Source organism: Nocardiopsis chromatogenes YIM 90109 (assembly GCF_000341185.1).
Classification (GTDB): Bacteria; Actinomycetota; Actinomycetes; order Streptosporangiales; family Streptosporangiaceae; genus Nocardiopsis_A; species Nocardiopsis_A chromatogenes.
In genome coordinates this window covers 1-12927 of the sequence record NZ_ANBH01000139.1, presented here as the reverse complement: position 1 = coordinate 12927, position 12927 = coordinate 1, and the positions used below count along the sequence as shown (strand labels likewise).

The following is a 12927-nucleotide window of genomic DNA, read 5'->3' as shown; positions in this document are numbered from 1 at the left end:
CGCTGTCCCCGCCGATGTACTTGGTGGCCGAGTGCAGGACCAGGTCGGCGCCGTGCTCCAGGGGGCGGCACACCGCCGGGGAGGCGAAGGTGGAGTCCACCACCAGCAGCGCCCCGGCGTCGTGGGCCGCGCCCGCGAGGGCGGGGATGTCGGAGACCAGCATGGCCGGGTTGGACAGCGTCTCGGTGTACACCAGGGCGGTCTCCGGGCGCATCGCCGCGCGCACCTGCTCGATGTCGCCGATGTCGACGAAGTCGGTCTCCACGCCGAAGCGGCGCAGCAGCCCGTCCAGGAGCGAGAAGGTGTTGCCGTACAGCGCGCGCGAGGCCACCACGTGCGACCCGGCGGAGGTCAGTGCCAGCAGCACGGTGCTGATGGCCGCCATGCCCGAGGCGAACGCCTGGCCGTGCACCTCCCGGCCGGTCCCGGCGCCCTCCATGGCCGCCAGGGCGGTGGCGAAGGCGTCGGCGGTCGGGGTGTCGATGCGCGCGTAGGAGTAGCCGCCCCGGGCGCCGTCCAGCACGTCGGCGTAGTCCTGGGATGCCTCGAAGGCGTAGGTGGTGCTGCGGTGCACCGGCGGGCGCATGGGGCGCTCGCCCTGGGGGCCGCCGCCGGTGGGCAGCCGGACCGCCCGCGTCGCCTCGCCGTACTCGCCGCCGTTTCCGTCGTTCCCGCTCATCGCGCCCCTCCTCAGACTCCGTACCGCTCCGGCTTGGCGGTGCGGGCCATGAAGGCCTGCAGCGCCTCGGCCGGGGACAGGTCGTGGTGGATCATGCCGACCACGGCCTCGGTGATGGGCATGTCGATCCCGTTCGCGCGGGCCAGCGCCAGGATGGACTCGGAGGACTTGACCCCCTCCGCGGTCTGCTTGGTGTTCTCGATCGCCTGCTCGACCGTGCACCCCTTGCCGAGCTGCTCGCCGAAGGTGCGGTTGCGCGACAGCGGCGAGGAGCACGTGGCGACCAGGTCGCCCATCCCGGCCAACCCGGCCAGGGTGTGCTCGTCGGCCCCGAGCGCCACGGCCAGCCGCACCGTCTCGGCCAGGCCCCGGGTGATCAGCGCCGCCTTGGCGTTGTCGCCGAAGCCCATGCCCACGGCCACCCCCACGGCCAGGGCGATGACGTTCTTGACGGCGCCGCCCAGCTCCGCGCCGACGAGGTCGGTGCCGCTGTAGGGGCGGAAGTAGGCGGACTTGCACAGGTGCTGGAAGCGCACCGCGGTGGGCTCNCGCCCGGGGGGGGGGCCGCCTGCCGCTCGGCGATCTCCCGGGCCAGGTTGGGGCCGGTCACCGCGGCCACCCGCTCGGGCGGCAGCTCCAGCTCCTGGGCGATCACCTCGCTGGCGCGCAGCGAGGTGCCCAGCTCCACGCCCTTGATGAGGCTGACGACCACGGTGCCGGGCGCGATGTGCGGGGCCCAGGCGCGCAGGTTGGCGCGCAGGGACTGGGAGGGCACCGCCACCACGGCGAACTCGGCGCCCGCGAGCGCCTTGGCGGGGTCGGCGGTGGCCGCCAGGGCCGGGTTGAGCGCGATGCCCGGCAGGTAGTCGGGGTTCTCGTGGCGGGTGGAGATCGCCTCGGCCAGCTCGGCGCGGCGGCCGCAGACCTCGACGTCGGCGGCGCCGGCGTCGGCCACCACGTTGGCGAAGGCGGTCCCCCAGGAACCGCCGCCCATGACCGCGACCTTCGTCATGCGGCCCCTTTCCGGTCCTACTCGTGCTGTCGGTGCGCTCGGTTGCCCTGCGCTCGGGCGCGGCGCGCTCAGGCGCGCTCGGCCCCGTTCTCCGCCCCGTCCCCGGGCGCGCCGGACGCGCCCTCGTCGGCGGGGGCGCCGCCGTCGGCGGAGCGCTCCTCCACGGCCTCGCGCCGCGCCCGCTTGGGGTCGAAGGGCACGGCGGGCGGCTCCTCGCCGCGGATGCCCGCCTGCAGCTCGGTGATGGCGCGCATGATGTCGGCGGTGGCCTCCTTCAGGAGGGTCGCCGTCAGCGGCTTGTCGCGGTACGCCGACAGGTCCACCGGCGGACCGGCCACCATCTCGATCCTCTTGCGCGGGAAGGGGCGCAGCTTGGTCGTGCCGTAGGGCAGCAGGTGCTGCTCGCCCCAGTGCGCCAGCGGCACGACCGGAACGCCGGTGGTCAGGGCGAGCCGCGCCACGCCCGTCTTGGCCGCCATGGGCCACAGCTCCGGGTCGCGGGTGCAGGTGCCCTCGGGGTAGAAGATGACCGAGCTGCCGTCGCGGACCAGGGCCTTCTCGGCCTCCGCCAGCGCCTTGACCGCATCGGTGCTGCCCCGCTTGACGGGGATCTGGCCGGTGCTCCGCGCGACCGACCGCACCACGGGGATGCGCATGACGCCCTCCTTCATGGTGAAGGTGGGCCACCGGCGCCCCCCCACGTACAGGAAGTGCGCGATGGTCAGCGGGTCGGACATGGACAGGTGGTTGGCGGCGATGATCACACCGCCCTCGCGGGGGACGTTCTCCTGCCCGCTCCACCGGGGCCGGGTCACCGCTCGCATGATCGGGCGCACGATGGAGGCCACCACGACCTTCACCCACCGCGACTCGCGTTGCTGGGCCACTGCTTCCTCCGGATTCGCCCCTGGTCATCGGCGCACTCCGCGCGGCCCCAGGGGGTGGGACGGTCCGTGCGCGGTCGGTCCAGTCTAGGAGCCCCGGCGGTCGCCCCATGTCGCGGGCGCGGTGTGCGCACCCCCACCGCGCCCTGTTTACCCTTTTTCCGGGTCTGTTTCAGTGTCCGCCCGGGTTGCCCCGTTCCGGGGCCCCGTAGAGCCGAGGGGGAAGTGCGCCGGTGACATGGTCGGTGCTGGTCCCGGTGAAGCCCCTGGAGGGCGCGAAGACGCGGCTCGTGGGCCCGGACGGCCCAGACGGATCGAACGGCCCGGACGCCGCGGCGCGCGCGGAGCTGGCGCTGGCGTTCGCCTGCGACACCGTGATGGCCGCGGCCGCCTGCCCGCGCGTCGGCCTGGTCTTCGCGGTGACCGACGACCCGCGCGCGCACGAGGCCCTGGGGGCGCTGGGCGCGCGTGTCGTCGACGGAGAGCCGGGCGGCGGGTTGAACCCCGCCCTGGCGCACGGCGCGGCCCGTGCGCGCGCCGAGCGGCCCGACGAGGGGGTGTGCGCACTCTCGGCGGACCTGCCCGCCCTGCGCCCCGACGAGCTGGACCGGGTGCTCGCCGACGCCGGGCTGCACGCGCGGTCCTTCGCCGCCGACGCCCAAGGGGTGGGCACCACGCTCTACGCCGCCGCGCCGGGGGCGGCGTTCCTCCCGGCGTTCGAGGGGCGGTCCCGCATGCGGCACCGCTCGCTGGGCACGGTCGAGCTCCTGCGCACGGACGTTCCGGGGCTGCGCCGGGACGTCGACACGCGCGTCGACCTGGCACTGGCGCGCGCTCTGGGGGTCGGTCCGCACACCTCCAAGGCGCTGGGGCGCCTGGGCCTCTAGGGCGTGTTGCTTGGATCAGGTCCGTAGCGAGCGGTGTCCAGGTGCGTCCATCGCAAGGACGAGTAAGGAGTCAGCCTGGGCGCGCTGTCGACTGATGAGAACGCGGCGAGGAGCGTGCCTGGGCGCCGCGCAGTAGGGCCTGATCCAAGCAACACGCCCTAGACCCCACAGGGCCGGGCCCCGCACACACGACGGCGCCGCCCGGCCCGACTGGGCCGAACGGCGCCGCCACCGCCCGGGGGGCTACTTCTTCTTGCCGTTGACCAGGTCCTTGAAGTCGGCCCCGGCCCGGAACTTCGGGACGAAGCTGGCGGGGACGTTGATGGTCTCCCCGGTGGCGGGGTTGCGGGCGGTCCGGGCGGCGCGCTCGGCCTTCTCGAACACGCCGAACCCGGTGATGGCCACCTTGTCGCCCTCGGCGACGGTCTTCTGGATGGTCTCCAACACGGCGTTCACGGCCTCGGTTGCGGTTTTCTTGTCCCCCAACCGGTCGGAGATCGCGTCGATCAGGTCACGCTTGTTCATTAGATCCTCCGGTTCCCCCTTGCTCGCACGAAATTAGGGGACCGGAGGGCCCTGGCACAAACACAAACACCGAAAGTTCTCAGCGTGTCGGGGGGTCCTCCACCTGCGTAGAGATCTCCTCCAGCATCCGGTCCAGCCGCTCGGAACCACGCACGGGATCCCTTTTGACCGCTTCTGTGACCGTCAAAAGCCTACGAATAACCGGAATCCGGACACCCTCGGGGAGCGCCTCGGCCCGCCGGTGGGCCTCCCGCAGACGCCGCGCCAAATCCAGGTAAAATTCGGCGCCGGGCGGCACGTCCGACCCGTCGGGGCCGCCCGAGGCGCCCCCGTCGGCCCCTACTGCGTCACCGGCAGCCACGGCGCCCGCCGCTCCTCGAAGGCGGAGATGTCGTCGGTCTCGCGCAGCGTCAGGGCGATGTCGTCGAGGCCCTCCATCAGCCGCCAGCGGGTGTAGTCGTCCAGCTCGAAGGGGTGCGCCAGGCCGGGCGCGCGCACCTCGCGCTCCACCAGGTCCACGGTGATCCCCGTGGCGGGGTCGGCCTCGACCATCTCCCACAGCCGCTCGATCACCTCCTGCGGCAGCACCACCGTCAGCAGCCCGCCCTTGAGCGAGTTGCCGCGGAAGATGTCGGCGAAGCGGGGCGAGAGCACCGCCTTGAAGCCGTAGTCCTGCAGCGCCCACACCGCGTGCTCGCGGGAGGAGCCGGTGCCGAAGTCGGGCCCGGCGATGAGCACGTCGGCGCCCGCGAACTCCTCCTTGTTCAGCACGAAGTCCGGGTCGCTCGCGCGCCACGCCGAGAACAGGCCGTCCTCGAACCCGGTGCGGGAGACCCGCTTGAGGTACACGGCCGGGATGATCTGGTCGGTGTCCACGTTGCTCGCGCGCAGGGGGGCGCCCCTGCCGGTGTGGACGGTGAACTTCTCCATGCTCTGAGCCTTTCGGTTCCGTCGTCGCCGTCGTCGGTGGGGCCCGGCTACAGGTCCGCGGGCGAGGACAGCGTGCCGCGCACCGCGGTGGCGGCGGCCACCAGCGGCGAGACCAGGTGGGTGCGGCCGCCCTTGCCCTGGCGGCCCTCGAAGTTGCGGTTGGAGGTGGAGGCGCTGCGCTCGCCCGGCTTGAGCTGGTCGGGGTTCATCCCCAGGCACATGGAGCACCCGGCCTCGCGCCACTCGGCCCCGGCGGCGGTGAACACCTCGCCCAGCCCTTCGGCGTTGGCCTGCTCCTTGACCCGCATGGAGCCGGGGACCACCATCATCCGCACCCCGTCGGCGACCTTGCGGCCCCGGATGACCTCGGCGGCGGCGCGCAGGTCCTCGATCCGGCCGTTGGTGCACGAGCCCAGGAACACGGTGTCCACCGCGATGTCGCGCATCGGGGTGCCCGGCTCCAGGTCCATGTAGGCCAGGGCCTTCTCGGCGGAGGCGCGCGCGCTCGGGTCGTCGAAGTCCGACGGCGCGGGCACCGACGCGTCCAGCGCCACGCCCTGCCCCGGGTTGGTGCCCCAGGTGACGAAGGGCGAGATGTCCTCGGCGCGCAGCACCACCTCGTGGTCGAACTCGGCGTCCTCGTCGCTGCGCAGGCCCTCCCAGTGCGCGACGGCGGCGTCCCAGTCCGCGCCCTGCGGGGCGTGCGGGCGGCCCTTGATGTAGTCGAAGGTGGTCGCGTCGGGGGCGATCATGCCCGCGCGCGCTCCGGCCTCGATGGACATGTTGCACACGGTCATCCGGGCCTCCATCGACAGCGACCGGATGGCCTCGCCCCGGTACTCGATGACGTAGCCCTGCCCGCCGCCGGTGCCGATCTCGGCGATCACCGCCAGGATGATGTCCTTGGCGGTCACCCCGGGCCGCAGCTGCCCCTCCACCGTGACCGCCATGGTCTTGAACGGCGCCATCGGCAGCGTCTGGGTGGCCAGCACGTGCTCGACCTGGCTGGTGCCGATGCCGAAGGCCAGCGCGCCGAACGCGCCGTGGGTGCTGGTGTGGCTGTCGCCGCAGACGACGGTCATGCCCGGCTGGGTCAGCCCCATCTGCGGTCCCACCACGTGGACGATGCCCTGGTCGATGTCGCCCATGGGGAACAGCCGCACGCCGAACTCCGAGGCGTTCTTGCGCAGCGTCTCGATCTGGGTGCGCGAGACCTTGTCGGCGATGGGGCCGAACACGTTCTCGGTGGGGACGTTGTGGTCCTCGGTGGCGACGGTGAGGTCGGGGCGGCGCACGCTCCGCCCGGCCAGGCGCAGGCCCTCGAACGCCTGGGGGCTGGTGACCTCGTGGACCAGGTGGAGGTCGATGTAGAGCAGGTCGGGTTCGCCCTCGGCACGCCGGACGACGTGCTCCTCCCAGACCTTCTCGGCCATTGTGCGGGCCATGGCGACGCCTCCTCGCGTCTCGGCGGTGCGGGTCCATGCTCGGCGGCCCGACACCCGTCCCGCGCGGATTTGCATTCCACATATCGAGACGGCAATATCAAGCCATGGACAACTCTAGCCCATCGAGCGGCGTCGGCGTCCTGGACAAGACGATGTCCGTGCTCGACGCCCTGGAATCGGGGCCGGCCTCGCTGGCCCAGCTCGTCCGCATCACCGGACTGGCCCGGCCCACCGCCCACCGGCTGGCGGTCGCGCTGGAGCGGCACCGGATGGTGGCCCGCGACAGCCAGGGGCGCTTCGTGCTCGGCCCGCGCCTGGGCGAGCTGTCCATCGCCACCGGGGAGGACCGGCTGCTCGCGGTCTCCACCCCGGTCCTGGCCCAGCTGCGCGACCTGACCGGGGAGAGCGCCCAGCTCTACCGGCGCCAGGGCGACGTGCGGGTGTGCGTGGCCGCCGCCGAGCGCACCAGCGGCCTGCGCGACACGGTGCCGGTCGGCAGCGAGCTGCCGATGAACGCCGGGTCCGCCGCGCAGATCCTGTTGGCCTGGGAGGACGCCGACCGCATCCGCCGCAGCCTGCGCGGGGCGCACTTCACCGCCCAGAGCCTGACCCAGGTGCGCCGCCGCCGCTGGGCCCAGAGCGTGGGCGAGCGCGAGCAGGGCGTGGCGTCGGTGTCGGCCCCCATCCACGGCCCCGGCGGGCGCGTGATCGCCGCGGTGTCGGTCTCGGGCCCCATCGAGCGCCTGACCCGCTCCCCCGGCCGCCTGCACGCCCCGGCCGTGACGGCCGCCTCGGAGAAGATCACCGAAGCCCTGCACCACACCGAGGGGATATGAGCGGGACGGCCCGGGGGCCGGGTGGCTGGGATTCGGCGAAACGCCGGACTAACCTGGAACAGGACTGCTAGCGTCACGACCGACGGTTCGACATAGGAGGTCAGGCCGATGGCCGCACCACTTCCTGAGGTGCCGTTCCAAGGCGCGTCGTTCGACCTCCAAGAGGCCGCCGACACCTTCACGCCACCCGACGGCTTCCGGGTGGAGATCATCGAAGGGAAACTGGTCGTGTCGCCTACCCCCCTGGGCCCTCACCTCAGGATCACGAGTCTCCTCCAGGACGCCCTGAAGGACCTCGCCCCCGGATACATGGCGGTCCAGCACGCGACGCTCACCATTGGCCCGACCGGGGAGCGTTACATCCCCGACCTCGTACTCCTCCCGGAGCCGATGCTCGAAGAGAAGCGCTGGAAGTTCCCTTCCCACGTCGCCGCCCTGGCCGTGGAGGTCACCTCTCCGAGCAACGCCGACACCGACCGGGTGAAGAAGCTGCGCGGGTACGCCCTCGGAGAGGCGCCCGCCTACCTGCTCATCGATACCGATGACGACACGTGGACCCTTTTCGAGGAACCCCAGGCAGGGGTCTACCGGAAGCAGACCCGCCCCTCCTCGGACGGGCTCCTCCACCTGCCTGCTCCCTTCACCGGCCCCCTCGACTGCACCGGGATCGCCTGACCGCCGCCCGGCTCACTCCCCCAGCGGGATCCTGATGATCCGGTCGTCGTCGGCGGCCGGGTCGCCCCGGCCGTCGCGGTTGCTGGTGGCGATCCACACCGCCTTGCCGCCCGGCTCGGCCGCCACGTCGCGGATGCGGCCGAACTCGCCGGTGAACACCGCCTCCGGCTCGCCCACCGGGTCCCGCGGGTCGCCGGTCAGCGGGAGCCGCCACAGGCGCTCGCCGCGCAGGGCCGCCACCCACAGCGAGCCCGCGGCCACGGCCGCCCCGCTCGGGGACGCCTCCGGGGGCCGCCACACCACCAGCGGGTCCACACGGCCCTCGCCGCCGCCCTCGCCCTCCACCTCGGGCCACCCGTGGTCGCCGCCGGGCCGCACCGCGTTCACCTCGTCCCAGGTGTCCTGGCCGAACTCGGTGGCCAGCAGCACGTCGCCGTGCCAGGCCAGCCCCTGCACGTTGCGGTGGCCGTAGCTGTAGACCAGGTTGTCGAACGGGTTGTCCGGCGCGGGTTCGCCGTCGGCGGTCATCCGCAGGATCTTCCCCGCGGGCGAGTCGGTGTCCTGGGAGAGACCGCTCTGCCCGGCGTCGCCCGTGCCCGCGTACAGCATGCCGTCCGGCCCGAACTCGATCCGGCCGCCGTTGTGGAACCGCGCCTTGGGGATGCCGTCGGCGATCACCTCCTGCTCGCCGAGGCCGCTGTCGGGGGTGTAGGGCATGCGCACGATCCGGTTGTCCGTGTCGGCCGTGTAATAGGCGTACACGTCCCCGCCGTCCTCATCGGCCTCAGGCGCCACCGCCAGGCCGAGCAGACCGCCCTCGCCGCCGGGGCTCACCCCGTCGACGGTGCCGACCTCCTCGCCCTCCCCTTCGCCGTCGGCGCCGACGCGCAGCACGCGCGCCGAGTCGCGCTCGCCCACCAGGGCCGACCCGTCCGGCAGGAACGCCACGGCCCAGGGCACCTCCAGCCCGGTGGCCACGGTCTCCGGCTCTCCCGGCGGGACCGGGCGCCCCTGCTCCCCGGCGGGGCCGGTGCCCGAGGCGGAGCCGCTCCCCTCCGCCTCCTGGGGCGTTCCGCCGCCCCCGCCCGCGCAGGCGGAGGCGGCCAGAAGGACTGCCAGGGCCGCGGCGGCCCGCCGCGCCCGCGGTCGCGATCGCATGTCCCCCATCCTGCCCAAAGCACGCGGAACGGAATCGCGCCCCACCCCCTGGCCCCTTATTGACACTTTGTTTAACATGACGCCATGTCTCGCACTGATGTGACCGGCACCACTGCCGCGCGCTTCTCCGTCCCCACCGGGGACGGGCTCGCGCTCGCGGCGCGCTCCTACGGCGACCCCGCCGCGCCCACCGTGCTGTGCGTCCACGGCTACCCCGACGACTCCTCGGTCTGGGAGGGCGTCGTCGCCGACCTGGCGGCCGACCACCACGTCGTCGTCTACGACGTCCGCGGCGCCGGTGCCTCCCCCGCGCCGCGCGAGCGGTCCGGATACACCCTGGACCGCCTCGCCGACGACATGGCCCGCGTCGCCGCCGCCGCGAGCCCCGACCGCCCCGTGCACCTGCTCGCCCACGACTGGGGCTCCCTCGCCGCCTGGCACACCGTCACCGAGGAGCGCCACGCGCGCCTGTTCGCCTCCTACACCTCCGTCTCGGGGCCCTGCCTGGACCACGCGGCGCACTGGCTGCGCTCCCGGCTGCGCCCGAGCCCGCGCGCGCTGGCGGACGTGGCCGACGAGGCACTGCGCTCGGCCTACATCGGCTTCTTCCACCTGCCTTGGCTGCCCGAGTTCGCCTGGCTCACCGGGATCGGCGGGGCCGCCCTGCGCGCGCTGGAGCGCGTCGGCCCGCCCGAGGGCCGCCCGCCCCGGGACCGGCGCTCCCTGCGCAACCACCTGAACGGCCTGGAGCTGTACCGGGTGAACATGCGCGACCGGCTGCTGCGCCCGCAGCAGCGGCGCACCTCCGTGCCCGTGCAGGTGCTCGCCCCCACCCACGAGCTGTTCATGGTCGAGAGCGCCCAGACCTCCTCCGCCGCGTGGACCGAGGACTTCCGGGTCCACCGCGTCGCGGGCGGGCACTGGATCCCGCGCTCACGGCCCGGCGTCGTCGCCGGGCGCGTGCGCGAGATGGTCGCCGACACCGAGCAGGGCCGGCCGCAGGGCCGCGCCCCGCTGGCGGTGGTGACCGGCGCGGGCAGCGGCATCGGCCGCGCCACCGCCCTGGAGCTGGCCGCCCGCGGCACCCGCGTGGTCTGCGCCGACATCGACGGCGACGCCGCCGAGCGCACCGCCGAGCAGGCCGCCCGCACCGGGCCCGGCGCCGCCGCCTACCGGGTCGACGTGGCCGACACCGCCGCCGTCGAGGAGTTCGCCAAGCGGGTGCGCGCCGAGCACGGGGTGCCCGACACCGTCGTCAACAACGCCGGGATCGGGGTCGGCGGCGCGTTCCTGGACACCACCCCCGACGACTGGCGGCGCGCGATCGACGTCAACCTGTGGGGCGTGGTCAACGGCTGCCGCGCCTTCGCCCCGATGATGGTGGAGGAGGGCGTGGGCGGGCGCATCCTCAACACCGCCTCCGCGGCCGCCTACCTGCCCTCGCGCGCCTACCCCGCCTACGCCTCCACCAAGTCGGCCGTGCTCATGCTGAGCCGGTGCCTGCGCGGGGAGCTGGCCGAGCACGGCATCAAGGTCACCGCCGTATGCCCGGGGCTGGTGAACACCAACATCATCTCCACCACCCGCTTCAGCGGCACCGGCGCGGCCTCGTCCACGCGCGACCGGCTCAACCGGCTCTACCGCCGCCGCGGTTTCACCCCCGAGCGGGCCGCCCGCGAGATCGCCGACGCCGTCGACCGCGGCCCCGAGGTCCTGCCCGTCACCGCCGAGGCCCGCGCCGGGCTGGCCCTGTCGCGCCTGGCGCCCGCCGCCCTGCGGGCCGCCGCCCGCCTGTCCCCCCTGTCCTGAGGAAGGCCGCCATGACCTCCGACACCCCCGCGCCGCACCCGCCCGCACCTCCCGCGCTGCCCGAGGACGAGCCCGAGCACATCGTGCTGCACGCGCGCGACGTCGACTTCGACTGGTCGCGCATGGACCTGCACTGGATCCCCGGCGACCCGTTCGCCACCCACGTCATCAACGTGCTGCACCTGCTGCTTCCCGAGGGCGAGCGCTGGTTCGTCCAGGTCTTCAAGGAGGCCCTGCCCTACATCCGCGACGAGCGGCTGCGCGAGGACGTGCTCGGCTTCATCGGCCAGGAGGCCGTGCACGCCGAGGCCCATGCCGGGGTCCTGGACCACATGGACGCCCACGGGCTCGACCCCTCCCCCTACGTCTCCCAGATCGCCTGGATGTTCCGGCGGCTGCTGGGCGACCGCGGGCTCACCGGCGCCAGGGCCGAATCGTGGCTGATGACGCGGCTCGCCCTGATCTCGGGCATCGAGCACATGACCGCCGTGCTGGGGCAGTGGGTGCTCGACGCCGACGCCCTCGACCGGGCCGGGGCCGACCCCGTCATGCTCGACCTGCTGCGCTGGCACGGCGCCGAGGAGGTCGAGCACCGGGCTGTCGCCTTCGACCTGTTCATGCACGTGGACGGGGACTACCGGCGGCGCGCGCTGGCGATGGCCGTCTCCACCGGCGCCCTGTTCGCCCTGTGGGTGCGCGGCGTGCGGTTCCTGATGGCCGCCGACCCGGTCACCAAGGGGCGCATCAAGCCGCGATGGCGCGACTTCCTGCGCACCGGGCGGCTGGGCACCCCCCCGAGCCTGTGGCGGCTGGCGCGGTCGGTCCCCGAGTACTTCAGGCCGCGCTTCCACCCCTCGCAGGTGGGGTCGACCGCCAAGGCCGTGGCCTACCTCGCGGTGTCCCCGGCCGCGCGCGCCGCCGAGCACTGAGGGGCGGCCGGTACGTGAAGCACAGCAGCCGGAGATACGCTGACCCGCCCTTCCCCAGGGACCTCGCCGGGCGGGACCGCCCCGACCCCTTCTTCCGAGGACTGGAACGGCTCCTCGACGGCCTGCAGCCGGTCATGACCGGCCTCGGCGGCGCCAAGTACCCCCGCGGCGGCGCGAGCGGCGCCGGACGGGAGGTACCCATGCGGGTGGCCTCCGTCGACCGCCCCGCCGAGGATGTGGCCGCCCTGCGCCTGGAGCCCGAGGACGGCGGCCCCGTGCGCCCCTGGCAGCCCGGGTGGCATCTGGACCTGGTGCTGCCCTCCGGCACGGTCCGCCAGTACTCCCTGTGCGGCGACCCGGCCGACCGCGCGGGCTACCGCATCGCCGTGCGGCGCATCCCCGGCGGCACCGGGTCGGGCGAGGTCCACGCACTCGAACCGGGGGCGCGGGTGGCGGTCCGCGGCCCCCGCAACGCCTTCCCCTTCGCGCGCGCCGACCGGTACGTGTTCATCGCCGGGGGCATCGGCATCACCCCGCTCCTCCCGATGGCCAAGGCGGCGGCACGGCGGGGCGCCCCGTTCCGGTTCGTCCTCACCGGCCGCTCCCGCGCCGCGCTGCCGTTCCTGGACGAGCTGCCGTCCTCGCCCTCCGGGTCCGTGGAGGTGCGCACCGACGACGCCGACGGGGTTCCGTGCGGCGCGGACCTGCTGGGCTCCCCCGGGGCCGGGACCTCCGTCTACTGCTGCGGCCCGCCCCCGATGATCGAGGCCGTGCGCGGGGCGCTGCCCGGCCGCCCGCCGCTGCCGTTCTTCTGGGAGCGGTTCTCCCCGCCGCCGGTGCGCGGCGGCGTCCCCTTCGAGGTGGAGCTGGCGCGCAGCGGGCGGGTGCTGGCGGTCCCGGCCGACCGCACCGCCCTGGACGCCGTGCGCGAGGCGGTCCCGGACGCCGCCTACTCGTGCCGACAGGGCTTCTGCGGGACCTGCCGGGTGCCGCTGCTGCGCGGCACCGCCGACCACCGCGACCGCCCGGCCGGGGGCGCCCCCGGCGCGGACAGCCCAGACGGCCGGGACGGCACCGTGGCGCTGTGCGTGTCCCGGGCGGAGGGCGGCCGACTGGTGATCGACCTCTAGGGCGTGTTGATTGGATCATGGCCGTCGC

At 74.1% G+C, this 12927-nt stretch carries 13 protein-coding genes and 1 pseudogene; 6 read left to right on the top strand and 8 right to left on the bottom strand.

The window, feature by feature from the left end; all coding sequences use genetic code 11:
* From D476_RS0114625 to D476_RS0114615, 3 genes and pseudogenes are all read right to left on the bottom strand, one after another.
* Positions 1-679, bottom strand: a 679-nt coding sequence (locus D476_RS0114625; protein ID WP_017624685.1) for a trans-sulfuration enzyme family protein, incomplete at its 3' end; no start/stop codon positions are given.
* 11 nt (positions 680-690) lie between these two features.
* A pseudogene (locus D476_RS33345) lies at positions 691-1691 on the bottom strand (NAD(P)H-dependent glycerol-3-phosphate dehydrogenase).
* Positions 1692-1759: 68 nt separating this feature from the next.
* On the bottom strand, positions 1760-2578 hold the full coding sequence (locus D476_RS0114615; protein WP_017624684.1) for a lysophospholipid acyltransferase family protein: 819 nt from the start codon (positions 2576-2578) through the stop codon (positions 1760-1762).
* 230 nt (positions 2579-2808) lie between these two features.
* Here D476_RS0114615 and cofC point away from each other — a divergent pair, with 230 nt between their 5' ends.
* On the top strand, positions 2809-3462 hold the full coding sequence (gene cofC / locus D476_RS0114610) for a 2-phospho-L-lactate guanylyltransferase (RefSeq protein ID WP_017624683.1): 654 nt from the start codon (positions 2809-2811) through the stop codon (positions 3460-3462).
* Between the two features lie 243 nt (positions 3463-3705).
* Here cofC and D476_RS0114605 read toward each other — a convergent pair whose 3' ends face one another.
* The 4 genes from D476_RS0114605 to leuC all read right to left on the bottom strand — a co-directional run bounded on the left by D476_RS0114605 (position 3706) and on the right by leuC (position 6362).
* A complete protein-coding gene (locus D476_RS0114605; RefSeq protein WP_017537129.1) occupies positions 3706-3987 on the bottom strand; it encodes an HU family DNA-binding protein in 282 nt (93 codons plus the stop codon).
* A 79-nt stretch (positions 3988-4066) separates the two neighbouring features.
* Positions 4067-4285, bottom strand: a complete 219-nt coding sequence (locus tag D476_RS40250; protein ID WP_026123511.1) for an SCO5555 family protein — start codon at positions 4283-4285, stop codon at positions 4067-4069.
* A gap of 41 nt (positions 4286-4326) precedes the next feature.
* A complete protein-coding gene (gene leuD, locus D476_RS0114595; protein WP_017624681.1) occupies positions 4327-4917 on the bottom strand; it encodes a 3-isopropylmalate dehydratase small subunit in 591 nt (196 codons plus the stop codon).
* A 47-nt stretch (positions 4918-4964) separates the two neighbouring features.
* Positions 4965-6362 carry a 3-isopropylmalate dehydratase large subunit gene (gene leuC / locus D476_RS0114590; RefSeq protein WP_026123510.1) on the bottom strand — a complete coding sequence of 466 codons (1398 nt, stop codon included), beginning with the start codon at positions 6360-6362 and terminating at the stop codon, positions 4965-4967.
* Positions 6363-6514: 152 nt separating this feature from the next.
* Here leuC and D476_RS0114585 point away from each other — a divergent pair, with 152 nt between their 5' ends.
* Together D476_RS0114585 and D476_RS0114580 are read left to right on the top strand one after the other, a co-directional pair.
* Entirely contained in the window at positions 6515-7198 is a 684-nt protein-coding gene (locus D476_RS0114585) for an IclR family transcriptional regulator (RefSeq protein WP_017624679.1), read from the top strand.
* Between the two features lie 108 nt (positions 7199-7306).
* Positions 7307-7873, top strand: a complete 567-nt coding sequence (locus D476_RS0114580; protein ID WP_026123509.1) for a Uma2 family endonuclease — start codon at positions 7307-7309, stop codon at positions 7871-7873.
* Positions 7874-7885: 12 nt separating this feature from the next.
* Here the strand turns inward: D476_RS0114580 and D476_RS0114575 are convergent, their stop codons facing one another.
* A complete protein-coding gene (locus D476_RS0114575) occupies positions 7886-9031 on the bottom strand; it encodes a PQQ-dependent sugar dehydrogenase (protein WP_017624677.1) in 1146 nt (381 codons plus the stop codon).
* Between the two features lie 84 nt (positions 9032-9115).
* Between D476_RS0114575 and D476_RS0114570 the strand changes: the two genes are divergently transcribed.
* The 3 genes from D476_RS0114570 to D476_RS0114560 are packed head-to-tail and all read left to right on the top strand — an operon-like array spanning position 9116 to position 12899.
* A complete protein-coding gene (locus D476_RS0114570; protein WP_239648715.1) occupies positions 9116-10840 on the top strand; it encodes an SDR family oxidoreductase in 1725 nt (574 codons plus the stop codon).
* Between the two features lie 11 nt (positions 10841-10851).
* Complete coding sequence (locus D476_RS0114565; RefSeq protein WP_017624675.1) at positions 10852-11769, top strand: metal-dependent hydrolase; 918 nt, start codon at positions 10852-10854, stop codon at positions 11767-11769.
* 14 nt (positions 11770-11783) lie between these two features.
* Positions 11784-12899, top strand: coding sequence for a PDR/VanB family oxidoreductase (locus D476_RS0114560; protein WP_017624674.1), 1116 nt, complete (start codon positions 11784-11786; stop codon positions 12897-12899).
* Positions 12900-12927 lie beyond the last annotated feature (28 nt).

Coding starts and splice junctions, on each gene's coding strand:
- leuC (WP_026123510.1), bottom strand. CDS start 6,362: ATGGCCCGCACAATGGCCGAGAAGGTCTGGGAGGAGCACGTCGTCCGG.
- D476_RS0114580 (WP_026123509.1), top strand. CDS start 7,307: ATGGCCGCACCACTTCCTGAGGTGCCGTTCCAAGGCGCGTCGTTCGAC.
- D476_RS0114575 (WP_017624677.1), bottom strand. CDS start 9,031: ATGCGATCGCGACCGCGGGCGCGGCGGGCCGCCGCGGCCCTGGCAGTC.
- D476_RS0114585 (WP_017624679.1), top strand. CDS start 6,515: ATGTCCGTGCTCGACGCCCTGGAATCGGGGCCGGCCTCGCTGGCCCAG.
- D476_RS0114605 (WP_017537129.1), bottom strand. CDS start 3,987: ATGAACAAGCGTGACCTGATCGACGCGATCTCCGACCGGTTGGGGGAC.
- D476_RS0114565 (WP_017624675.1), top strand. CDS start 10,852: ATGACCTCCGACACCCCCGCGCCGCACCCGCCCGCACCTCCCGCGCTG.
- leuD (WP_017624681.1), bottom strand. CDS start 4,917: ATGGAGAAGTTCACCGTCCACACCGGCAGGGGCGCCCCCCTGCGCGCG.
- D476_RS0114570 (WP_239648715.1), top strand. CDS start 9,116: ATGTCTCGCACTGATGTGACCGGCACCACTGCCGCGCGCTTCTCCGTC.